Raw genomic sequence first — 21,829 nt, 5'->3', positions numbered from 1 at the left:
CAATTTCAAAGGGGCGATCGCCGTGTCTTGGGGTAGTTTGGGTAAGCTCCCAATAGAAGGATTCACGATGATAGGCGGCACGATGATCCTTGGCGTTTTTTAGTCTGTTCGTAACCAGTGCGGCGTTTTACTTCTTTGGTAAATGCTTTATAGCTCGGAGCAATTACACTAGATTGTTCGCAAGCTCGAACTAAAGCCCCGTAAACCTCCAACATTCTTTTTTGTTTCAGAGTTTCATAGTCTTCTAAAATAAATTTCTCCATAATTGCTAAGGTGTCTTCGGGCAACTTGCGCTGACGATTACCTTTGACACTGCGATGGGACAAAAGTCCAATGTAGCCACAACTGTATTTTTGAAGTGCCGTTAGATATTTAGCTTTCCAGTCACGAATGGTACGGGCTGGTATTGTTTCGTTTTCTGGGGGATAACCGTTTAAGTAAGGTTCGATAGCTTTGTAGCGTTCAACGGCTTTTGCTTGGTCTTCAGGACTAGCTTGATAAAATTGCTGCCAATATTCTGTGCTAATAGCTGTATTTTCTGGTGTTTGGAGACTTGTAATTTTTCCTTGACGAACCAGATTCTCAAATACAACTTTTTTGAGTTCAATTAACTGATTATTTTCTGCGCCAAGTATCACCTCTGTTTCTCCAACATGGATGATATTTAAACCTTTGCCGTCCCAACTAACAGGCGTTCCAGTGGTAAGATTGATTACATGAGAGATAGCCAGAACATTTATACTTGGTTGCTCAAGCATTAATCTATAACCACTAGCAGTTTGTTCGTCACGGAAGACGAGACATCTTTCTGGTTCAGCAAGTGGTGCAGCATTTAAATCAAAATGGATTTGCTCTTGAACAATTAAGGTGTAAATATCGTCAGATTTAGCTCCTGTTGGCTGATGGATTAGTTCTGCTAAAGTGATTCCTGGTTGAGATGACACAATTGCAAGTAATGATTGAGCGATCGCTTCTTCCACTGCTAGGGATTCGGCTCGGTAATAATCTTCTAAAAATTGCAAATTACGTTGCAGAATCCAATTGATTTCCTTATCTGAACGAATGCGGTAATAAAGCCCAAATTGGTCAGCATAGACTTCCCCAGGCGGGCAATGCCATTGATTATCTTCTTGAGAGTAAAAGTAACGATTGGGGTTTTTCTCTGATAATTTTTTTAAATCCTGCTCAGTTTTACACTCTTCCCAACCAGCCGAATTGGTTCGGATGACAAAGAAATCTGGGGTGTGTAAAACGCCTAATCTACGTCCGTTACTTGCTTGATAGTCAAGTTTAATTTGTGGTGGTTGATCGTAAAATTCTAGAACATCATCATCGTGTTCTAACTGATAGATAATTGGCAGTTCAACCCGATGAGATTCAAATTGAATCGTGACTCCCATCTTGCAACTAGGGTAGCGTCCCGAAACATTCTTGCTACCTCCACCAACCCGACGGGATGGTTCAGATGCGCGGACTTTCTCAATAATTTTTTGCCCTGCCTCGGATATTTGAAGGCGAGCAACCCATTGTTCAAATTGCTCTTTCATATAGTCCTTACTAAGCGCTTTGCGCTTAATTTTCTGAATCTATCAAAATCAGACCATAAAGTTAGGAACTTGTTTACTTGATACTATACTACTTAACTTTATAACACTTATAGTGTGCAAAAATCTACTGATAGTAGGTAGATTTAACAGCGATACTGGTTCAGTATTGTTTCGTGACACAGAAACACTTCAGTATTGAGTACCGCTTTGGCAAAGCAATTAGGCGGCGAAGGCGAGAGCTAGATTTATCCCAAGAAGAACTGGCTGAAAAGTCAGGGCTTCATCGCAACTACATCTCAGGTATCGAAAACGGGGAGCGTAACCCTTCGTTAAAAAATATTGTTAAGTTAGCGATAGCTTTGGAGATATCTGTCTCCGATCTCTTCGTTAATTACGGTATTGAGGTTAAAAGTGACTAGGAAACTAATTCCTGAAATTTGACTTTTAAAACTAAAGTACCAGAATTTAGGTTAATCCAAGAAGGATGACTATTGACTTAGAACATTGGAGCCTAAAACCTCCAGAAATCCCGCAACGGAGTCGGTTATTTTCTCTTGAACCTGCGGCGGTGGGAACTCCCTACACAGAAAGTCTTAGTAGCTATCTTCATCGTTTGGCACAGGCACATTGTTTAACCACTCAAAAGCTCGTTATGGGAGAGATTGCGCCACTTATCCTTAAGGATGAGGATAAATCTGAGCTATTGGCAAAAAATCTGAGTCACTTATTAGGAAATAGCGACGCGAAACCGGCTATCAATGGAATGCGAGAAATGACAGGAAAGTTAGTCACTGTCTTAGAAGAGTTAACAATGCGTCAGGATTTGCGGTTTTTGACCCTTTTAAGTTGGAAAGGAATGATTTATGACAAGGGGTTATTTCGGAACTACCGCGCTTGGTGTCCTTATTGTTGGGAAGAGTGGATGCAGGAGAACAAAACTATCTATGAACCATTATTATGGTCATTTAAGGATGTAGAATTTTGTTTGATTCACAAACAGCGATTGGTAGAAGAATGTCCTCATTGTGGTTCGCGTTTACCTGTAATCGCTAAGTTTTCACCTGCGGGATTTTGTTCTCGTTGTTACGGGTGGTTAGGACAGGAAGCTAAAGGCGAAGAGGATATGGAGAAATATCGAGTTAATATTCAAGGAATTAGCGAGTTAATTGCACTGACTCCCCAATTAGGATATAAACCCATTCCAATCGAGTTAACCCGAAAATTACAATTAATTTTGTTTGTATTTGAACAAGCAATTGGAAAGGATGTGAAGTTATTGGGAGATTTAGGGAGAGTCATGGAATCTTTGAGGATAGCCTCAACAACAAACCAAAGTCAACCTTATCATTTGGTGAAGTTGATTATTCCTGTGTGCGAAAAGGCGAAGATTAGTGTATCCCAGTTGTTTGGGTTAGATTTTCAGGAATTGAGCAAGATATTGTTTGGGAATTTTAGTCTGGAATTAAAGTTGTAGCAATTTAGTATTTGATGCCAAGACTATCAAAAAGCTGGGTTAGAACTTTAAAATCAAAGTTTAGAGCGCACTGGCAAGCTTGAAGAAAGTGGCTACAACTTAATTTAAAGCGTTGTCTGATGCAGTGATCACACCTTTGGAAACCCGCCGCCATAATAGGAGACACGCTACCAAGGTTGTGCCAACCGTCAGCTAAATCGCTGATTCGCTAAAAACAGCAAACCAAGGCATTGAGCAGAGGTTGGATCAGGGCGAACGCATCTAAATATAGTACAAAGATACTAAAGTCAGAAGAAAGTATTGATCGCGGGTGACAGATAAGTAAGCATTCAAGCTTTGATGGTAGAGTCATTGTAAAAGTAGTAAGATTGGCCTAATTCGTGTGAAACTCAAGCCCAAAATCACCATTGCTGACCACTTCGCACAAATGTCAGACCCACGAATAGATCGTACAAAACTGCACAAGTTAATTGACATTTTAACGATTGCCATCTGTGCAGTGATATGTGGAGCAGATAGTTGGGTGGCGATAGAGTTGTATGGCTGCACAAAGTATGAGTGGTTAAAAACATTTTTAGAGCTACCAAATGGCATCCCATCGCATGATACATTTGCAAGAGTATTTGCACAATTGAATCCGCAGCAATTTCAGGAATGTTTCTTAAACTGGATAAAAACAGTTCAGAAAATAACTGCAAGTGAAGTTGTAGCAATTGACGGAAAAACGTTATGCGGCTCTCATGACAAGAGTATTGAGCAAAGTGCAATTCAAATGGTGAGCGCATGGGCAACCACAAATAAATTGGTGCTGGGACAGGTAAAAGTAGACTCTAAATCAAATGAGATTACAGCAATACCAGAATTAATCAAAGTTTTAGAGCTTAACGGTTGTATCGTAACGATTGATGCTATCGGTTGTCAGAAAGAAATAGTGAGGTTAATTACGCAACAAAACGCAGATTATGTAATTACTCTAAAAAAGAACCAAGGTAATCTGTATGAGTCAGTAGAAAACCTATTTTTATCAGGCATAAGTAAAGGTTTTGAAGGGTTTCAACATAGCACATATAAAACAGAAGAAACTGGGCATGGTCGTCATGAAATTCGTAATTATGTGATGTTATCAGGAATTTAATCTCAACTTGACCCTGATTCAGTTTGGTCAAACCTTAATAGTATTGGAATGGTAGAATCCGTCCGGCAAGTGAATGGTAAAACAACAGTAGAGACTCGTTATTTTATTAGTAGTCTTGAAGATAATGTCAAACAACTTGCTAATGCTGTTCGCAGCCACTGGGGGATAGAAAACTCATTGCATTGGGTATTAGATGTAGCTTTAAAAGAAGATGATTGTAGGATTAGGAAAGATAATGCTCCACAAAATTTTGCAGTAATGCGGCAGATAGCAGTAAATCTTTTAGGTAAAGAGAAGCGTGTAAAACGCGGAATCAAAAATAAACAGTTTCTGGCAGCAATGGATAATAATTATTTAGAAAGAGTTTTAGATTTAGCGTAAAATAACTTGTCAACAATTTAGTTAAAATTATTGTTTATTTTCAGAACTAAGCTTACTTATTCATGGCTAAATAGTTAGCTAGTTTATCTTTACACAAGAGTTATTTCCTTAGAGATAAGCTAATTTATGTGTTAGTAGAATAATCGATTTGTTCTGTTTATGTTTTTGTCAGATTTTGCACTTATATAGATGATTTTGAAATCCGTATTAGTTTTTGTTAGGAAATAAGGTGCGTTTTCCCTGGAGGTTGGATACTTTGAGCGATCGAATCCTCCAACTTGCCAACACACCCAGAAGCTTGAGTGTATCAACTCCGAACCCTGTGGATGATGCGGCTAAAATCATGAACGATGTATCAAGGTAGGCAGTGAAGGGAGCGGGGTTGTAAGATTGTGAAAAACTTTTCAGGAAGGTGGGTTTAATTTTGACTTTGTTCGGCTTCTTCTTGCTGAATAGCCACAAGTTCTGCTCTCAATTCGTCATCAGATGGTCTTTTGCGAAATTCTTCATGGGTGTATATCCAGACCAGATAAACAATGCGCTTTACTTCATTAACTGCATACATGAAGCGACATTGCCCAGCAGATCCGTCTAACTCTGGTGTTCTAAATTTGATTTTTCTGAATTTAAAGTCTGCTCTATACGTTCCTTTGGGAAAACCTTCATCCTCTGAAAATGAATTAGAGCTAGGATTCTCACGGAGTTTTTTGATGTAATCCTCTACTAACTCCAAAAAAGAATCTCTAGCTCTTTCGTTTTTGCGGTAATGACTTTTAATCAGCTTCTTGAGGCTAATCTCAAACCTCTCCAATGGCACTATCTGATAAGCTTCGCAACCAGTCACGGGTTTCCTCCGCCTTCAAAACTTTACCCTGCTCTGGGTATGAATACAATTGTTCTAGAGTATCAGATAAAACCGCTTGATAGCTAGGGTCGTGACGTGTTGCTGTATCTAAAATTGTCTCAGACAGAGTGTTTAAAGCTCTCATGCAAGAACGGAAAGCTTCTGTCTGATTAGTTACGCGCAAAAATAAATAGTAAATTATTGCTCGAACTGTAAGCTTCAAGCTAGATACGCCTTGTGTAGCTGGTTCCAGCCAATAGTATGCAAAGTCTTTTAGTTCTTCGCGGTCTTCAGTAGAAAGGTTGTTCCATTCTTGGTTAACCTGGTGGGTCAACCTACGAGCTTTAGCAGTTAATTTCTCAAATTTTGTTGATGAACTTATCTTTCTTTTCCGAATCTGCTCAAACTCATGAGTAAAAATCACGATTGCAGTGGACACCGCTACACTCTCCTACTACTCTGCTCTTGGACAACATCAATGGTAAAAACTACTTGAGCTTGATAAATTAATTAGTTTTTTAAGTTGTCTTATTGTATGTTTAGTTGTCTCATTTATTCTAAAACACCAGTTGCTGGCTGTCTTCCGCAATAAAGCAGAGGCATAAGCAATGATGATACCTGTCACTATAATTATCAAAACTCCATTACAGGCTCAATATATCAGCCTATTAAGGCATTTTTGAAAAACTTTTCACAAACTTCAAAGTATCATAATGGCATTACAGTGGTTCGATAAACGCATTATAGTGGCACTACACTAGTTGAATAACCTTATCATAGTGGCACTACAGTAAACCAATAACTCGATCATAGTGGCACTACACTAGTTGAATAACCGTATCATAGTGGCACTATTGTAGAGCAATAACGACGTTACTAAGTTGAAAAACATGATCATAATTAGCTTGATGATCACATTAATCAATTATTGATCATGTTTTGCTAAATTACCTCTCTACAGCAATCGCTTGTGTTTTACAATTGCATAACTAGTTATGCAATCAAGCAAAGCCGCGAAACTTACACGAACTCCATGATTATTTGCTTCGCTTGGGTTGTTGAGCCATACCTCAGTTCATGAATGGCTTGGTGCAATCCTGTATGAGCATTACTGATTACTGGCTGCTGTTATGGCTGTCTCTAATACCTGTGGATCTGGCTTGTCTGTCATAGCTGTGCTTTCAACTACTATCAGCATTTTCGATGAAAGCAAGTGAAAAGGGAAGAGGGCTGAGGCGATCGCTCCAATTCTAGAGTTATGTCTAAGCGATCGCTCTTGGGTAATGCAACACTTCTCTAAGGAGCGTCGTTAAGCTCGACTAGAATTTTGTCAAGTCTATCGTTGGCTTCCTTGGCAAGTTTAGTGCATTGCACACTAGCAACTATTCCTCCAGCAGTGGTGACAGTTCCCTCTGTAGCTTTGCCTGACAGTAACAACCCAGCACCCACTAAGCTTACAAACAAAGACATGGCAGTGGCAAATAGAGTCAGGTTGAAACTGTAACGAGCTTGGCGCAGACGTTCCATCAAAACTTCCTGGTTGAAATTGGGTTCACCTTCTTGAGATACCGTTAACTTAGTCATTAATTTATCCATCGCTCAACTGCTTTAAGTCTCGCAGTTAGGCAATTTGAGTTCAGCCAAAGTTCTGCTTTACACCGCATGACTTTTGCATGAGTTTGGCTTTTATCATAAAATTTGGGGTGGCTGATCCGAATGAAGTTATGCCACAAAATTCGCTCATAGCTTGCCCAGCAGGTATTGAAAAAGCAAAAACCGCTCTAGATTATAAAGGTTGGAGCCGGCAGATGTTAGCAAAAAAATTGGACATAAGCCGCCAACCTGTTGATAATTTTTTTGCTGGTAAAGCAGTAAGAAACGACAATTTCAGCGCTATTTGCCGAGAACTAGAACTTGACTTGGAGGAGGTAACTGGCAGCGTTCAGGCAGAGGAACCAGTAGTCCAAATCCCAAGCATTGATGAACTGGTACAACAGGTACGGGAAAAGATAAAACCATACATCCAAGAGCTTTGCGGCAAAATGCAAGTGCTGGAAATGACTCAGCCCATTGGGTTAAATGACATTTACACTGATGTCAATATTTTGGAAAAAATTACAGCATTCCAACAGCATGAAATATCTCAACTTTTAGAAAACATTAATCTGGAAGACTTTGATCGCATTGGTTTCGGTCGGGTAGTACAAGAGCGAGTATCTGGATTGACAGCTGTTAACCAATACTCCAAACTGATGATTTTAGGAAAGCCGGGAGCGGGTAAGACCACCTTTTTAAAGCGAATAGCTATGCAGTGTAACTTAGGCTGCTTTTTAGGCGATCGCGTCCCTATTTTCATCACACTCAAAGCCTTTGCGGAAGAATCTCAGCAACCGAGTTTATTGCAATATATCAATGACCAATTTGCTCTCAACGATATTTCCGACGAGAAGATAACTGAAACGCTATTGCGTCAAGGTCGAGCAATTATTTTACTTGATGGGTTAGACGAAGTTAGACAAGCAGACAACGATAGAGTTATCAGAGAAGTTGAAAAAGTCTCTACTCATTATTATGGCAACTGTTTTTTGATCACCTGCCGGATTGCTGCCAATGAACATAAATTTAAAAACTTTACTGAGGTCGAGGTTGCTGACTTTGATGAAAAACAGATTGCCGAGTTTGCTGCCAAATGGTTTCAGGCTAAAAAGAACCCCATAAAAGCCCAAAAATTTATTGAAAAGCTTGAACAAAATCCAAGGATTAAACAACTAGCAACCAATCCCTTGCTCTTGACGCTGCTGTGTTTGTTGTTTGAGGGAGCAACAGATTTCCCATCCAGTCGTTCTGAGCTTTACCAAGAAGGAGTAGAAGTATTACTGAAAAAATGGGATGGTACGCGCAGCATTGAACGCGATCAGGTATATCAAAAACTCTCTCTTAGACGCAAACAAGACCTACTAAGCATGATTGCCTTGGAAACCTTTGAGAAAGGAGATTACTTTTTCAAGGAAGGGAAAGCAGAAAAATACATTACTGATTACATTGAAAACTTACCTGACGCACAAACCGACTCAGAAGCACTACTGTTAGAAAGTAAAGCAGTACTGAAATCGATTGAAGCACAGCATGGATTACTGGTAGAACGGGCAAGAAGAATTTATTCATTTTCTCATTTAACCTTTCATGAGTTTTTCACTGCTAAACAAATAACCTTAAATTCTAATTCTCAACAGGTGTTTAAAAAATTAGAGAGTCATATCACCAACAAACGTTGGCGAGAAGTTTTCTTGTTGAGTGTGGGGATGTTGGCTAATGCTGATGACCTTTTAAAGTTAATGAAAGATCGCATTGATGAACTCGTAGTAAATGATGATGAATTAAAGCAGTTTCTCACTTGGGTTGATTTAAAATCCAGTTCTGTGGAAGCGTCCTATAAAAGAGCAGCTATTCGAGTTTTCTATTTCGACTGCGCCCTCGACCGTGCCTCCGTCCTCAACCGCGCCCTCAACCGCGCCCTCGGACTCGACCGCGACCTCGAACTCGACCTCGTCCTCAACCGCGCCCTCAACCGCTCCCGCGTCCGCGCCCTCGAACTCGACCGCGAACTCGACCGCGACCGCGAACTCGACCTCGACCTCGAACTCGACCTCGACCGCGAACTCGACCGCGAACTCGACCGCGTCCGCGCCCTCGACCGCGCCCTCGAACTCGACCGCGAACTCGGCCGCGACCGCGTCCGCGCCCTCGACCTCAACCGCGCCCTCAACCGCGCCCGCGTCCTCGCCCTCAAACTCGACCGCGACCACGCCCGCGACTTGCAGCGTCAGATACAAGAACTACTAGATTTAAAACCAAAAAACTTAGTAGAACTGAAACAGTGGTGGCAGACAAATGGTCAAGCTTGGATTAAAAAACTCAGAGCAGTAATGATTGAGCATCGTAATATCGGTCATGATTGGCAATTTAACGTCGAACAAGAAGAACTGTTACAGCAGTACTATGACGCTAATAAGCTACTAGTTGATTGTCTTAACAGCGAGTGTTACGTAAGCCGAAATGTGCGACAGGAGATTGAAGATACATTGCTGTTGCCAGTAGCTAAAACTAGCTCATCTTGAAAAATTTTTCAGGTATGAGGGCGATCGCTCGAATGCGATAATAAAAATTCCATAGTGAGTGAAGAATGCGCTTCAAAAAAACGAGGCGCTTTCTTTTTGTTGGCTTTGGGGAAGTGCGATCGCTTCTTACTCTGGGCAAATACTATGTTCTCTATCAAACCAAACAATATAGTAAATTGAATCTACCCTAAAACCAAAAATCCGCTTCTTCTCACAAACGCGCATTTCTGTGATAGTAACGTCGTCGCTAACACTATCTGGAAGTAGTGGATGCTGCTTAATAATCTTAAATCCACAACCAACTGACTCGCCTCTAGTTTTAGAACCCTGGCTTTTTATCTGATGCCAAGTATGTTTTTCAATTTTTTTTAACGCACGCATTAAATCCTTAATTTCATCTGCCTTCCATTCTGACAAGCAGTATCGATTTGTATCTGCGTGCGTAAATCTAAAGCTTGGATTTAAGTGATCGCTCGGCTCTCCCTGAGTGGCTTTAGCTGTAGCCGCTTCAGGGATTTTTCTAGATTTGTTTTCAGTCTTTTGTTTTGGGAGATGCTTTTTCCCCATTAAGCTACAACAACTAAGTATTTCTCGTAATAAGATTTCATTGTCTCATGAGAAATAATTTGTTGTGATTTTTCACCGGGGTCTAAGCCTTCACGGGCTTCTTTCCACGGCTGTTCATCGTGAGTTAACTTTTCAAGCTGCCTAGCACTTAACTCACCGTAAGCATCCCAAACTTCTTCTAATATTTCAATCTCGTCTTCCGAAAAATCTAGTTCGCACGCTTCTGGTTCAGGGATAGCAGTATGTTTATAATCTCTGTAATGATTCCATACTTCGTATACCACAGGCCCGTGAGGCCATGCTTGAATTTTTTCAGGAAACAGAGGCTCGTTTCGCAACACTAAGCTCCAAGCTTGAGCATAATACACAAGCTTTTGAAGCTTCAATGGGGATATTGTGTCGCCAGCTTCTCTGTCAACACGACAAAGAAAATATTTGGCAACATCAAGGGCGCTTCGCATACCAGTTTACTGCTCAAGTAGTACAAGTGTTCTGACAATTCTATTTTCGCATAATCAAAGGCGAAGTGCGCGACTTAGAAGAAAATTTAAGAATTGCGTGCTACACAGTTGGCTTCACTTTTTAAGCAAATGAAGCCAACTGTGTAGCACCTAACCTTGTTATGACTTCCACTTGTTGGAAAATTTTTCAGGTTTTAAAGGAAGTGATTGCCATCGCCTTTCAACGCTTCTCCCACGCACAATTTTCAGCTGAATAAGGAAGCTCAGGATTAATCAACTTGAGGCGATCGTCATCTTTGTAAGTCGCTCCCATGTCCTGGTAAAAATCTGTGAAATTCTTCCATCGCTCACAGACTATTGAGCCATCGTAGTGTTTTGGCTTGGGATTGCTTAGTTGATAAATTAACCGATCCCAATATCTATACAGCCGCGTTTTTGACATTCCATGCGGCTTTTTAACCTCAATTCTACCTGTGTAAATTCGCTTCTCAGCAGCAGCTACACTAATCCCCTCTCGCTTGGCTAAAGCTTCTGCCGCAGCTTTAACAGACAAATAAACAGTAGAATCTCCAGGTAGCTTTGTTGGTTTACCAGGCGCGCCCCCCATTTCTCCACCATTGCTGACGTTGTAGCCGTTAGGAGCTAAAGTCTTGAGTTGTTTAATCCATTGACGTTCTTTAACTCTAAGCTCTTCAATGCTAGAAGCAGAATCAATGATTTCAAGCGTGAAGTTTTCTTCCCCAAAGAGAGCGATCGCTTTATGAATTAGCGAAGCTTCCTTTGTAGAAACTTGATCTAAATGTCTTTCCCAGCGTTCTTCTAAAGATGTTGTAGTTAAGCCAACATACTGTTTACCATTGATGAGATTAGTGGCTAAATAAACAACGCCATTGTCATAACCAAACTTGGGAGGGGCAAACAAGGCTTCCTCTGGCTTCATGCCTTCCGCCAACCGTCTCCTTACAGTTGCAGAACTGACAGGAGAATTTAATTGCCGAACAGCATCTTCTACACCGTTATAAACAATGCCATTTACCTCGAAAGGATGTCGGGGGTTATGAGGTGCATCATCAAACACTTGCTCTGAAGTCCAGCCAGCATCTAATCGCTTGAGGACAACCCAGTAGTCTTTACCTAATTTTTGGCAAGCGTGTTTAATACTTCGATACTGAACTCCTTTGTACTCAAAACTATGCTTCGTCTCGGTTATATTTTCCCTTGAGCATTCAGGACATTCGTTTCCCCGAAGATGATTGTAAGGAAGTTGATCAAAGCTGCCATGTTCAGAACAAATGACAGTTATTTTGGTTTCTGCATTAACATACCTTACTAGGCTGTAGTCGTATTTATCGCCATGTTTAGCACGAGCTTTTTGGATGAATTCTTCTGTTGTTAGTGCTTGCGAACGCCAGTTCGCTCAAGTCGGCAGAGCCGCCCACGCGACTGGCTCAAATTTTTCATCTTTGTTTTATCTGGAAGTGGGAACTGGGGGGCGATCGCCAAAAATAGCCCCTTGTTGCTCTAGGTCACGCTTGGCATCCTCTGTAAGTCCTGTGCTGTCTCCAAAAAAGGCATTTTCAACAGGATCGCATCCTGAATGGACAGATAAACCGTTTTCCAGTAATCCCCCATCAAGCTTTGACCCAGCAAATTCACAGGCTCCCAAATGCTGATTAATATTTTCCCTGTGCGTTTGCCCGCCGTAGTTTGCATCTGCACGGTTGATTGAGCAGGGATTTGCCCAGATGACGAGGCTGACTGGGAAGGTGGAGGGTTTTGCGGTTGAGTCATCCTGAGATAACGTGAATGCGGATGCGCTCAAATTCTACCATTCTGCTTACTCAAGCAAAGCTCATAATTTGCAAAACTATTGGGAATTCTGGTGGCGACAATATATCGCGTGATGCGTATGCCTTCTGAATTAGAAGATTCATCAACACCAGTAAAACAATATAGTGACGACGAAGTTACTAAAATCCTCAACACAGCCAAAGCCAACCGCACGGAGCGAGACGAGGCCGCTAAAAGAGCCAAAGATTTAGAAACCAAAGTTGCTGAACTTTCGGGACAGCTTGAAAAAATCCAAGGAATTGACCCGAAGCGATTCCAGGAACTTGAGCAATTAGCCCAAACCTACGAAGAGCGCAAACTGGAAGAACAGCGCAATTTCCAAGAACTCAAAGAACGCTGGAGTGGCGAAAAGACCACATTGCAACAGGAAATTGGGCAGTTAAAAGAAAATCTTAAGCAGAATCAAATCATTAATGCTTTAGAGAAATCCTTCTATGCTACTGGTGGTAAAGCTGGCAAGGATGAAGATGGCTATAGTTATTTTGACCTGATACGCGATTGCGCCATCAATTATGTTGTGCTAGATGAACATGGCAAGTTTATAGTCATTGACCCGCGAAACAAAACGCCGCTAAAGATACTAATGGCTTACCAGGAATCAAAATCTCAACATTGCGATCGCATTTTTATCCATAGCAAGGCAAATCTGCATGTTTGGGCTTCTGTTGATAAGAATGAAAACTAAATGACTTTTGGTGGTTCAGCGTCAGTTTTTCTAAAGGAGGCTCACTTTTACTCTAGATCGTTATAGTTTGTAAACTGTAGTAGCTCAGAAATTTATATTTTGTTTACTGCTGTAGCTATTATATGTCCAACAAGGGTGAAAAAGAAACCAGAATTTATATTTATATTGAAGACGTTGTATCTGTAGCCTGGAATAAAGATAGAGGAACAGTTTTAAAGCGACTACGTGGAAAAAAATCACGCCAGAAACTGGCTGATGAAATTGCTGCCAGAGGTGGTGAGTGTTCGCATCAAAACTTAAAGAAATTAGAGTATGGTGAGTCTGAAAGCGTTTCTTTAAAAGTATTAGAGGCTATTTGTACTGCATTAGGAATCTCGGTAAACAATTTTTTAAGCACAGTCGAAGTGACAAATTAAAGTTTTAAATAGGCTCGTTGATTTTAGCTACTAAAGTTACTAATATATTGATGTACTCAAAAAGGCGATCGCCCTCGGCCAAGAGAAATGCGATCGCCTTTTGTTCAACCCCATTAATGAGGTCACTCATGATGATTGTACAAGATGAATTTGATAACCCAGCCTTGGCTGAATCAGAGTTTGAGGAATATCTTGACCAGCTTGCCGACCCAGTAGCACCAGAAATTGAAATTGACTCAGTACCAGATGACTTAGGTGAACTGTATCGAGTCTGGAATGCTTCTCAACTACTTGGCACTTTCTACCAAAATCTAGAGGGGAAATGGGTAGCACAACCCTGTAATAGCGACGATAGATTACGTTGTGACACTCCTTTAGCAGCACAAATCATCATCATCGCTGTGAATGGCTTACTGGTAGACGACGCAGCCTAACACACAAAGCATTTATCCCATCACTTGGAGACGTGATTCAGTTCACGTCTCTTTACTTCTAAAGCTACGAATCACTTCTGCGATAGCAGTCAATAATTTGATCTCATATCTGTGAGCAACGCCTAACGGCATCAAGCCACGAATCACGTATACAGTAGCTGCGTGCCGGATAGGCTAATTCTGTGAGCAACGCCTAACGGCATCAAGCCACGAATCACAGTAATCCGACTCCAGTATGTATCTAACTCTTGGCGGTGAGCAACGCCTAACGGCATTAAGCCACGAATCACGCTATATTTCGGCTTCAATATGCTAACGGGGACAAGTGAGCAACGCCTAACGGCATTAAGCCACGAATCACTTTGTGATGCTTCGCGTGACGATATTCTAAGCAGTAAAGTGAGCAACGCCTAACGGCATTAAGCCACGAATCACCTGCGCTGGACATTGGAGGGGAGGCGATCGCATTAGTGAGCAACGCCTAACGGCATTAAGCCACGAATCACAGCAAGGGTGAAAACCTTTAACTGAGGAAGGCTCATTTACAATCTTACAAGTACCTTCCAGATCGAGAAACCAAAAACACAAAACTTACCAAAGTTTCCCTTACTTTCAGCCCCTCAAACCCAGTGCTGATAAACTTTTCCAAAAATGGCAAGCACCTTTTTCCTTACCTTAATTACCATATCCCTTAGCGTGTAAACCTTCCCGCCATTCTTCTACCTTAAATTCCCTTTCCTATATAGAGATACTTGTCAAATTGGAGATTGAATCATTGTCCACGCTAAATCAGGAGGTGGTGAGCTTGGCATTTCCTCAATCCCACACCTCAAAAATCGGGTATTTCTTGACCCCACATGGTCAACCCAATAAGGTAAGGTTAACCTGCCTCGATTATCCCTTATCACCCACTGTCTCACCCCTTCTAAATAATCTTGGGTCACAAGTTTAATCGTTTTAATCAACTGGTCACTTTCTCCCAAAAATAAACAACCAAACCGTCTTACTAGCTCAGGATGGTCAAAGGCTAACTGTATCCTCTCACTTAAACTTGGTTGTATCTTCTCCCCGTCAGAACGAACCCAAATCAAACACTTCACATTAGACAAAATTTCTTGATAACCGGGAATAACATTCTCTGGATGGCTAAAATCAGCATTCTTAAACCGTCTCATTTGACGCAAAATTCGGGACTTTTTAGGGATAGATAACATTGCGATCGCCAATTCTACCCCACAGTGGCGATAGACATCCGTTTCCCCTACCAAAGACAACAACATCCCATACACTGTTGCTGGAGGAGGGACAGGATAGGTTTTTCCCATTTCCCTTGCATGGGACTCCCGAAAAGTCGCAAATGGAACATCCAAATAGAGAATTAATGGTGCAGTCATTTTGATTCTTTTAACCTCAAATCTCTTTTAATGACTGTTTTTAACTCTTCAATCAGTTCATTTCGATTACGATAGATATGCGCCTTGTTAAAAGGAGAATTATCAAAATCATCCAATTGCTGTAACTCCTTAACAATTGTTCCCCCAATCCATAATTTACTAGGGTCAATCTGCCCGCATTCCACCTCATCTATAAACTCTTGTGTAAGTTTTACGTCCTTACTCTTAGGATCACAATATTCAAAGCAATAGGAAATATATGAAGGCAAATTATTTGTCCATTGAAATACAAAACTATCAGGACAAAAAGGATAATTAAAAATATTACTACTTCCTCCTACCTTGGGAAGATTCATAATCCCATCTATCAGAGGTAAAATCCGCGAAAAATCTCTGAGATGAGTGGCATTAATTCCAAAATAATATTGATATCGAGTTGCATGATATTCTGTAAAATGAAGCGATGTACTATCCTTATCTCTGCCACTTTTCGCGCCTAACTTAACTGCACCATCATAAGGCGTTAGTGAAACAGCGTGATTCATTCCTAAAGCACCCATTCGCTGATTAGGAGTGCTGGTTTTTGTTTGTTTCTTTGTTCTCTTGGTTTTTGAAGTTTCTTCCTCTGTTTCAGCAGACTCTAATAAAGCAAACCCAAAAATATCATCATCATAAAATTTTTCCGGGTCGAAATCTTCACTTGTTAACCGATTAATATGTTCGTCTTCATCCCAAACTCGATTAACTAAATAACCTTGCTTTTGCAGATAAAAACGTAACGCCCAACGAATTGCACTCGAACCTACAATAGAATAAATCTTCCCATCATTCCAATAGCCTTTTTGCAGAGTAGTCTTATTTCCTCGCCTCATGTCATGATTTAAGGAAGCTAAACCATAACGAGTGAGGACTGTTCCATAAAGATAATAATTGGGGATATTACTGTCACTCTTCTTCTGACTCATCATTCACTTCTTCTGGGTTTTGATTGTTTGGCAATGAATTATCATCTCTATTGGTGAGTTTATCTTTGGGTTTATAACTGGCGATCGCTAACAATGCCCAAATTCTTATTTCTTGCCAAGGTGATTTTTTAATTAATAGTGAAATTTCTTCTTGATGCTCATTAAAGTACTTATTTAATCCTCCTCTTACTAAAAAGTCGGACAAATACTCCTTAAACGACAATTCATCATAACAATAGTTTAGCTCTGCCCTTAACCGTTCAACTTTCTTCTTAATCGGAGGGTCTTTTCCTTTCTGGGCTTTGGCATACATTTTAGCAAAATTGCCCTTCATCGCTTGCTGAAATACCTTGATGAAAATCAGATACTGCTTGTCTTCTTCACTATTTTCTGCCATTCTTATGAATCCTTCGCGGTTGAAAAATAGCTGGTTAAATAAATATCCTTTTGAATCATCTATCACCAATTTTTCCCAAAAATTAGACCACCAATGGATTCTTTTTACTAAATTATCAGCAATCAAAGAACGAATCGGATTCACTTTAATAAAAATTTGCTTAGGTTTAATTTGCTGATAGTTAGTTTGAAAGTATTTTTGAACCTGTTGATAAGTGATTAAAGTATTCTTATCAATTTCAATTTCGTCTATACTCATCAATGTTCTTTGACGAGAATCTTTATTCATTTTTTCATATAACCAAACTTGACAAGCTTGATAGTAGTCGCCTTGGGGCTGAGTATCGTCTAAGCTGTAGTAAAGTAATCCTGCTTCACCAACGCTACTAACATGAAGCTGTTTGGTTTTTAATTGCTGTAATCGCCATCTTCTTTGAGAAGCATCTTCAAAATCCTTGATTTCTGGAATCACCACTAGGTAGCGATGGGGTTTCTTTTCCTTCAAGTCTTCTGATGGAATATGAAGTAAGCAATAATGACAAACTACTGGTACAAATAATAATGCTAAGGCATATTTAGGTTTTTCTTCCAGTTTTGTAGCGTTCTGCGTTCTAGCATGGCGAACAATTCCTCCTAAATACAACCAACTGGTTATTTGAACATAATCCTGTCTGAGTTGTTGGGTATTTGTATCGCATAACTTCTCTGTAAAGATTTGATGTGCGTACCAAGTTAGGGATTTATATTGATACTCGACTTTTTGTTCTTCAACCGTCAGTTCAGTGTTAACTATCTCTCCTGCTTGATAAAACTGATTATGACGAAGAAAAACAACACACATTCCCTCATGAATGTGGATTTTCTGGCTTAAATCTATTGCATCATTTTCTAATCCTGTTAAATGAATTAAACCTGTATCATCTAGTTGAAAAGACTCCTTAATTAACCAAGATAGGGCGACATAATCACTTCCTTGCCAGAATAATTCAATAGTATCAGCAGTCAAATACCATGATATATTTCCTCCCCGTTGACGAGATGAGGGATATTGCTTTTCTAATCGCTTTAAAGTCATATAAAGTCCCGTCATTCCGACACGGTGCATTATTGTCGTATCCGCAGCATCGAGAGATAGGAAAATTTTGGGTTGGGTAGCAACCATGATCAGGTTTCCTGTTCTTCCTTGGTGCGAGTCGCTGGGACAAATATTCCACACATCATCTTTCGTCTCCCACTTATTCCTTGTTCTTGCAGGATTAAGGAATCTTCTGGGTTGAGTTGGCTGATTTTTACGCCAAATCCTCTGACTTTAAACTGTCTCCCTTGTTTATTGATGGTTAATTGTCTTTTTTGAGGTGTTCCATCTTGTCGGGTAAGTAGTTCAATTTTTCCTTGTATTCCTTTATTATCCAGTTTCCGTTGCACAGCTTCAATAAAAGTAGTAGCTTCTTGAAAGCCTGTAATTATCACTAATCTGGAATAGACACTTTCTGAAGAAATTAACGGTTTGTAGTCGGGAATATCTAGTTGATAAGAATTGTGACCGATATGAAAAGCTTGACCTGCTAAATAAGGATAAATTAAAGGAATCTGTTGATGATGAATCCGAATTTTGAGACGAGATTGAGCAGTGAGTTCAAGCAAATTGTTTCTGGTGGGTATTCCAGCAATCGGGTGAATCCCAATATTGTTTAGTTCATGTAGTGGAGGACAAATACGGGATAAAGCAGCGTAGGTAAGATAACCGTTGTCAAGAGGAATAGGTGCGCCTCTAAGTTTAAATGTTAAGTCTACATATTCCTCACTTTGAAGTAATATGGCAGCCATAAATGGAAATTTTGAGAAAACTTTAGTAGCTACTCACAACAGACGGATAGCAGAAAGTTTCTATTCTAGATCAGGGTAAACGCTTCTGCTTCATTCACTAGACTGAAAAGTTTTGTAATCGCTATTTGTTCGCAGAGGGATAAGTTGCGATCGCACTTCATTCCTCTATCCATTCCAATCCTGGCAAGGTTAGCTGAACTGCTTCTGTTTCTTGTTGACTGATTTTGGTATGGATATATTCAGAAACGTCACCTGTAGATTTTGGTTTTGCCTGTTTTACGCCAATCTCTTTAGATAAGGCTGATACTGCTTCATCATCGAAATCAGAAGATATGAGTTCACCCCGAAAGGCACGATGCAGCAGGGTTTGAAATAAGTGTTCTGCTTGGCGTTCGGCTTCCCGTTGTTGGGTGCGGAAGCGTTCAAATTTTTGGACGATTTGGGCGAATTTTTCTTGAAGGGGGAGAGGAGGAACTGGAACCACAATATTTGATATACCTGTGCGATTAATTGTGAATTGTCCAGCAGTAGTAATAATACAACCTTTAAATTGATGTCTTCCGTATGGAGAATTCAACAAATGTACAACATAAAGGGGGTTGACAACTTTATGATTTAGTCGGGTGCGAATAATATGATCATTAAATGCAACTGGTTCGTCTATATTTTTAAATACAGCACATCTGCCAACTAAATCAGGGTTGCCATTAACTCGCACTAATAATAGGTCATTATCATAAAGGCAGTAGTTTTTATTTTCTTCTTCACTTAAATCTATCCGATTAGGTTCGGAATAATCAATTACTCCCCAACCAACATCTTTAATTCTTAAAACTATAGTACCAACATTATCAAAAGTTTTTCTTCGTCTACTAATACCGTTTTTTGTATCAAGAATGAAATCATCTAGACTTTGAATATCCCAACCTATTGGATTAGTAACTGGATCACCAAACATTTGCAAGAAGACGGATTGCAGGAAGGTGTCGCTGAGTTGTAGGGCGTAGCGGCGTGTGCGGCGCAGGCGATCGCATTTTTCCAAGACTGCTGCAATCCGCTTTTGTTCTGCTAAAGGGAAATATGGAAGTTTAACTTGCAGTAACTCACTCTGCTTTATTCCTAATACAGTTGTACTTGCTGAGCGTTCATACAGTTGCTTTTGTACAAATGCTGTTTTAAGAACATAAAGTAAATATTCTTGTGATATTACATTTTGCTTTCCTCGTAAAAGGATAACTCGCTGGGCAAGTGCTACTTTTTCAGAGGTTCTTAATTGAGCTACTTCTCCTAAAGGGGCTTCAGTTGTGATTAGAACATCTCCTTTTTTTGGAAAACCACGAGTCATCCATGATTTATACGTATCTTCAGCAATATATTCATGATTACCCTCTACTATCCAACCATCCTTAATTACTTTTGCCGTAATAAGCTTAATACCATCTTTTGTTTTTGGAGGTGTTTTACCTCGGTAATCTATGACTTTTTCTATGACTTCCTCAATAGTTCTGGTTTCAAAAGTGGCAGTTTCCATATTAGAATGATGCTAAATAATCCATTATTTCTTTCACTTCCGCCGTCATCACTGCCTCTAACTTCAAAGTTCGTTCAAGAGTCACCTGTGGCGAATCATAAAATGCTTCATCCTGCTCAATTTGACGATAACGACTTGCTGACAAATCATATTTATTTCCCTTCACCTGCGCCTTACTCACCCAAAACTGACGATTTAATTGATTAATCTCCGCTTGCAAAGGTGACATTTGCTCATGAAGTTGTGCCAGTTTTTGCCTATCTGCTTCCAACGCCAGACGGGTATCCTCATCATCGGCGGGTGCAATGGCATTTTCAAAAGTCAGGCGGTTAATTTCCTTGTGCAGTCGCAACCGTTCCGTCTTCAAAGGTGCAATTTGCTCTTTCAACTCGGCTAAACGCTCCTCCCTTTGCTTAGTGAAATCAGCATTAAACCGATTCCGCCAACAATTAAGAATATCAGGAATATCGTTCTCAGCTACAGGTTGGCGCTTATCATCCAGAGAAAAGCCATCATGCTCCATATCGTAGAACCAAATCCGGTCAGTGGTTCCCCCACGAGTAAACAGCAGCACGGCTGTAGACACCCCCGCATAAGGTTTAAACACGCCGCTAGGCATTGATACCACCCCATCAAGGCGATTTTCTTCTATAATCTTTTTGCGAATCTCGACGTGCGCCTTACTGGAACCAAACAGCACCCCATCCGGGACAATTACCGCACATCTACCACCCATATCCAAGACGCGCAGAATTAGGTGCAGAAATAGCAATTCTGATTTTTTGCTTTTACCCGCCAGAGTGGAATGAGCATCACCAGGATCGACTGCTCCCTTAAAAGGCGGATTCATCAATACTAAATCCAGAGTTTTTTCATCATTAAAAGATTTAGAAAGGGTATCCATATAAAAGAACCGGGGATGCTCAATACCATGCAGCATCAAATTCATGGAACCGATGCGTAACATCGTCATTCCAGAATCATTATCGTATGCAGTCAAAGCTTGAGTTTGCAGAAACTCCGCCTCCTCAGCAGAGAGCAGATCCCCAACTAGGTGCTTTTGCCCTTTGTCGTCATACAATATTTCTGGATTGGTGTGTTTTTCTAAAATATATTGATAGGCATTGACAGGAAACCCACAAGTACCCGCAGCTAAATCGCCAATTCTGTCAGTGGGTTTAGGCTCCACCATTTCCACCATCATCTGGATAATATGGCGGGGTGTCCTGAACTGTCCATTTCTCCCAGCAATACTCAGCTTTGATAATAAATACTCATACAAATCCCCCTGCACATCCTGATTCTGTTCCGAGATTTTCATCTCATCAATGGCTTTGCAGGCTTCAATTAGCAGACTTGGTTTATTAATTTTAAATTCCGCAGTTTGCATATACTGACTGAAGGAATTTTTAATTTCATTAGGTTCTTCCTGAGTTTCAGGATTATCTATTTCATTGGATTCTTCCTGAGTTTTAGGATTACCGATTTCTTTCAGCCAGGGGAAGACCTTAATTTTAATATGACTTAAAGCATCATCAGCCTTCATCTGTGTCCAATGTCGCCACCGCATTTCTAACGGTAATTTTGGCTGATAATTCTCTTGTTTACGTCGCTTGGCTTGTCGTTCCCTTAAATCTTCAGCCTCGTCTAAGCGTTTAAGAAAGAGCAAGAAAGAGAACTGCTCGATCGCATCCATTGGATTAGATAAGCCACCAGTCCATAGCTTATCCCAAAGTTGATCAACTTTTGATTTTAGGTTAGTGTCAGTGAGCATAATTAAATATCTATTATTTTTAACTTATT

At 40.3% G+C, this 21,829-nt stretch carries 21 protein-coding genes, 2 pseudogenes and 1 CRISPR repeat array; of the genes and pseudogenes, 7 read left to right on the top strand and 16 right to left on the bottom strand.

The annotated features are described in order from the left end of the window. Nucleotides 1-62: 62 nt before the first annotated feature. Nucleotides 63-1,547, bottom strand: coding sequence for a heteromeric transposase endonuclease subunit TnsA (locus AC504W_RS24590; RefSeq protein WP_494879454.1), 1,485 nt, complete (start codon nucleotides 1,545-1,547; stop codon nucleotides 63-65). Nucleotides 1,548-1,720: 173 nt separating this feature from the next. Between AC504W_RS24590 and AC504W_RS24585 the strand changes: the two genes are divergently transcribed. From AC504W_RS24585 to AC504W_RS24575, 3 genes and pseudogenes are all read left to right on the top strand, one after another. Continuing rightward, nucleotides 1,721-1,966 (top strand): helix-turn-helix domain-containing protein, encoded by a 246-nt coding sequence (locus tag AC504W_RS24585; protein WP_494874863.1) that lies wholly within the window; start codon nucleotides 1,721-1,723, stop codon nucleotides 1,964-1,966. A gap of 65 nt (nucleotides 1,967-2,031) precedes the next feature. Beyond that, a complete protein-coding gene (locus AC504W_RS24580) occupies nucleotides 2,032-3,021 on the top strand; it encodes a TniQ family protein (protein ID WP_494874862.1) in 990 nt (329 codons plus the stop codon). A 382-nt stretch (nucleotides 3,022-3,403) separates the two neighbouring features. Then, nucleotides 3,404-4,537 (top strand): annotated as a pseudogene (locus tag AC504W_RS24575) (ISAs1 family transposase). Nucleotides 4,538-4,955: 418 nt separating this feature from the next. On the opposite strand, the gene AC504W_RS24570 reads toward AC504W_RS24575, so the two are convergent. The 3 genes from AC504W_RS24570 to AC504W_RS24560 form a co-directional block, all read right to left on the bottom strand. Next, complete coding sequence (locus AC504W_RS24570; RefSeq protein ID WP_494874861.1) at nucleotides 4,956-5,381, bottom strand: hypothetical protein; 426 nt, start codon at nucleotides 5,379-5,381, stop codon at nucleotides 4,956-4,958. Next, nucleotides 5,335-5,820, bottom strand: coding sequence for a hypothetical protein (locus tag AC504W_RS24565; protein WP_494874860.1), 486 nt, complete (start codon nucleotides 5,818-5,820; stop codon nucleotides 5,335-5,337). Before AC504W_RS24565 ends, AC504W_RS24570 begins: the two co-directional genes overlap by 47 nt. Before the next feature lie 857 nt (nucleotides 5,821-6,677). Next, nucleotides 6,678-6,977, bottom strand: a complete 300-nt coding sequence (locus AC504W_RS24560; protein WP_494879452.1) for a TRADD-N-associated membrane domain-containing protein — start codon at nucleotides 6,975-6,977, stop codon at nucleotides 6,678-6,680. Nucleotides 6,978-7,084: 107 nt separating this feature from the next. Here AC504W_RS24560 and AC504W_RS24555 point away from each other — a divergent pair, with 107 nt between their 5' ends. Then, nucleotides 7,085-9,499, top strand: coding sequence for an NACHT domain-containing protein (locus tag AC504W_RS24555; protein ID WP_494874858.1), 2,415 nt, complete (start codon nucleotides 7,085-7,087; stop codon nucleotides 9,497-9,499). A 126-nt stretch (nucleotides 9,500-9,625) separates the two neighbouring features. On the opposite strand, the gene AC504W_RS24550 is transcribed toward AC504W_RS24555, so the two are convergent. The 5 genes and pseudogenes from AC504W_RS24550 to AC504W_RS24530 form a co-directional block, all read right to left on the bottom strand. Next, nucleotides 9,626-10,066 carry an MAG6450 family protein gene (locus AC504W_RS24550; RefSeq protein ID WP_494874857.1) on the bottom strand — a complete coding sequence of 147 codons (441 nt, stop codon included), beginning with the start codon at nucleotides 10,064-10,066 and terminating at the stop codon, nucleotides 9,626-9,628. Further along, nucleotides 10,066-10,527, bottom strand: a complete 462-nt coding sequence (locus tag AC504W_RS24545; RefSeq protein ID WP_494874856.1) for a Panacea domain-containing protein — start codon at nucleotides 10,525-10,527, stop codon at nucleotides 10,066-10,068. Before AC504W_RS24545 ends, AC504W_RS24550 begins: the two co-directional genes overlap by 1 nt. 220 nt (nucleotides 10,528-10,747) lie before the next feature. Beyond that, complete coding sequence (locus AC504W_RS24540; RefSeq protein WP_494874855.1) at nucleotides 10,748-11,605, bottom strand: GIY-YIG nuclease family protein; 858 nt, start codon at nucleotides 11,603-11,605, stop codon at nucleotides 10,748-10,750. 201 nt (nucleotides 11,606-11,806) lie between these two features. After that, nucleotides 11,807-11,905, bottom strand: a pseudogene (locus AC504W_RS24535) (DUF723 domain-containing protein); the annotation flags it as partial. Between the two features lie 90 nt (nucleotides 11,906-11,995). Next, nucleotides 11,996-12,349 (bottom strand): hypothetical protein, encoded by a 354-nt coding sequence (locus AC504W_RS24530; protein ID WP_494874854.1) that lies wholly within the window; start codon nucleotides 12,347-12,349, stop codon nucleotides 11,996-11,998. A gap of 60 nt (nucleotides 12,350-12,409) precedes the next feature. Here AC504W_RS24530 and AC504W_RS24525 point away from each other — a divergent pair, with 60 nt between their 5' ends. Both AC504W_RS24525 and AC504W_RS24520 read left to right on the top strand, forming a co-directional pair. Then, nucleotides 12,410-13,063, top strand: coding sequence for a hypothetical protein (locus AC504W_RS24525; protein WP_494874853.1), 654 nt, complete (start codon nucleotides 12,410-12,412; stop codon nucleotides 13,061-13,063). A 122-nt stretch (nucleotides 13,064-13,185) separates the two neighbouring features. Then, nucleotides 13,186-13,479: a helix-turn-helix domain-containing protein gene (locus AC504W_RS24520; protein ID WP_494874852.1), complete on the top strand. Its 294-nt coding sequence runs from the start codon at nucleotides 13,186-13,188 to the stop codon at nucleotides 13,477-13,479. Nucleotides 13,480-13,483: 4 nt separating this feature from the next. Here AC504W_RS24520 and AC504W_RS24515 read toward each other — a convergent pair whose 3' ends face one another. Then, on the bottom strand, nucleotides 13,484-13,609 hold the full coding sequence (locus tag AC504W_RS24515) for a hypothetical protein (RefSeq protein WP_494874851.1): 126 nt from the start codon (nucleotides 13,607-13,609) through the stop codon (nucleotides 13,484-13,486). On the opposite strand from AC504W_RS24515, the gene AC504W_RS24510 reads away from it, so the two are divergent. After that, complete coding sequence (locus AC504W_RS24510) at nucleotides 13,608-13,913, top strand: hypothetical protein (RefSeq protein WP_494874850.1); 306 nt, start codon at nucleotides 13,608-13,610, stop codon at nucleotides 13,911-13,913. The genes AC504W_RS24515 and AC504W_RS24510 overlap by 2 nt on opposite strands. Before the next feature lie 111 nt (nucleotides 13,914-14,024). After that, nucleotides 14,025-14,419: direct repeats of the CRISPR family, unit length 36 nt; unit sequence GTGAGCAACGCCTAACGGCATTAAGCCACGAATCAC. Nucleotides 14,420-14,668: 249 nt separating this feature from the next. On the opposite strand, the gene cas5 is transcribed toward AC504W_RS24510, so the two are convergent. From cas5 to AC504W_RS24480, 6 genes are all read right to left on the bottom strand, one after another. Next, entirely contained in the window at nucleotides 14,669-15,307 is a 639-nt protein-coding gene (gene cas5, locus AC504W_RS24505) for a type I-MYXAN CRISPR-associated protein Cas5/Cmx5/DevS (RefSeq protein WP_494874849.1), read from the bottom strand. Beyond that, nucleotides 15,304-16,275, bottom strand: a complete 972-nt coding sequence (locus AC504W_RS24500; RefSeq protein WP_494874848.1) for a CRISPR-associated protein — start codon at nucleotides 16,273-16,275, stop codon at nucleotides 15,304-15,306. The genes cas5 and AC504W_RS24500 overlap by 4 nt, the downstream gene beginning before the upstream one ends. Continuing rightward, complete coding sequence (cas8a1, locus tag AC504W_RS24495; RefSeq protein ID WP_494874847.1) at nucleotides 16,253-17,830, bottom strand: type I-MYXAN CRISPR-associated Cas8a1/Cmx1; 1,578 nt, start codon at nucleotides 17,828-17,830, stop codon at nucleotides 16,253-16,255. The genes AC504W_RS24500 and cas8a1 overlap by 23 nt, the downstream gene beginning before the upstream one ends. Nucleotides 17,831-17,832: 2 nt before the next feature. Then, nucleotides 17,833-18,495: a type I-MYXAN CRISPR-associated protein Cas6/Cmx6 gene (gene cas6 / locus AC504W_RS24490; RefSeq protein WP_494874846.1), complete on the bottom strand. Its 663-nt coding sequence runs from the start codon at nucleotides 18,493-18,495 to the stop codon at nucleotides 17,833-17,835. Nucleotides 18,496-18,652: 157 nt separating this feature from the next. Continuing rightward, nucleotides 18,653-20,026 carry a restriction endonuclease subunit S gene (locus AC504W_RS24485; RefSeq protein ID WP_494874845.1) on the bottom strand — a complete coding sequence of 458 codons (1,374 nt, stop codon included), beginning with the start codon at nucleotides 20,024-20,026 and terminating at the stop codon, nucleotides 18,653-18,655. Between the two features lies 1 nt (nucleotide 20,027). After that, on the bottom strand, nucleotides 20,028-21,800 hold the full coding sequence (locus AC504W_RS24480; RefSeq protein WP_494874844.1) for a type I restriction-modification system subunit M: 1,773 nt from the start codon (nucleotides 21,798-21,800) through the stop codon (nucleotides 20,028-20,030). Between the last annotated feature and the right edge of the window lie 29 nt (nucleotides 21,801-21,829).

This window comes from Nostoc sp. C96 (assembly GCF_059384975.1).
Note: the sequence above shows the minus strand (reverse complement) of the source record. Positions and strands in the feature narration are given on the sequence as shown.

Excerpts from the sequence above, each read along its gene's own strand:
- AC504W_RS24590 (WP_494879454.1), bottom strand. The coding sequence starts at position 1,547 with ATGAAAGAGCAATTTGAACAATGGGTTGCTCGCCTTCAAATATCCGAG.
- AC504W_RS24580 (WP_494874862.1), top strand. The coding sequence starts at position 2,032 with ATGACTATTGACTTAGAACATTGGAGCCTAAAACCTCCAGAAATCCCG.
- AC504W_RS24560 (WP_494879452.1), bottom strand. The coding sequence starts at position 6,977 with ATGGATAAATTAATGACTAAGTTAACGGTATCTCAAGAAGGTGAACCC.
- AC504W_RS24550 (WP_494874857.1), bottom strand. The coding sequence starts at position 10,066 with ATGGGGAAAAAGCATCTCCCAAAACAAAAGACTGAAAACAAATCTAGA.
- AC504W_RS24545 (WP_494874856.1), bottom strand. The coding sequence starts at position 10,527 with ATGCGAAGCGCCCTTGATGTTGCCAAATATTTTCTTTGTCGTGTTGAC.
- AC504W_RS24520 (WP_494874852.1), top strand. The coding sequence starts at position 13,186 with ATGTCCAACAAGGGTGAAAAAGAAACCAGAATTTATATTTATATTGAA.
- AC504W_RS24510 (WP_494874850.1), top strand. The coding sequence starts at position 13,608 with ATGATGATTGTACAAGATGAATTTGATAACCCAGCCTTGGCTGAATCA.
- AC504W_RS24515 (WP_494874851.1), bottom strand. The coding sequence starts at position 13,609 with ATGAGTGACCTCATTAATGGGGTTGAACAAAAGGCGATCGCATTTCTC.
- cas5 (WP_494874849.1), bottom strand. The coding sequence starts at position 15,307 with ATGACTGCACCATTAATTCTCTATTTGGATGTTCCATTTGCGACTTTT.
- AC504W_RS24500 (WP_494874848.1), bottom strand. The coding sequence starts at position 16,275 with ATGATGAGTCAGAAGAAGAGTGACAGTAATATCCCCAATTATTATCTT.
- cas8a1 (WP_494874847.1), bottom strand. The coding sequence starts at position 17,830 with ATGGTTGCTACCCAACCCAAAATTTTCCTATCTCTCGATGCTGCGGAT.
- cas6 (WP_494874846.1), bottom strand. The coding sequence starts at position 18,495 with ATGGCTGCCATATTACTTCAAAGTGAGGAATATGTAGACTTAACATTT.
- AC504W_RS24485 (WP_494874845.1), bottom strand. The coding sequence starts at position 20,026 with ATGGAAACTGCCACTTTTGAAACCAGAACTATTGAGGAAGTCATAGAA.
- AC504W_RS24480 (WP_494874844.1), bottom strand. The coding sequence starts at position 21,800 with ATGCTCACTGACACTAACCTAAAATCAAAAGTTGATCAACTTTGGGAT.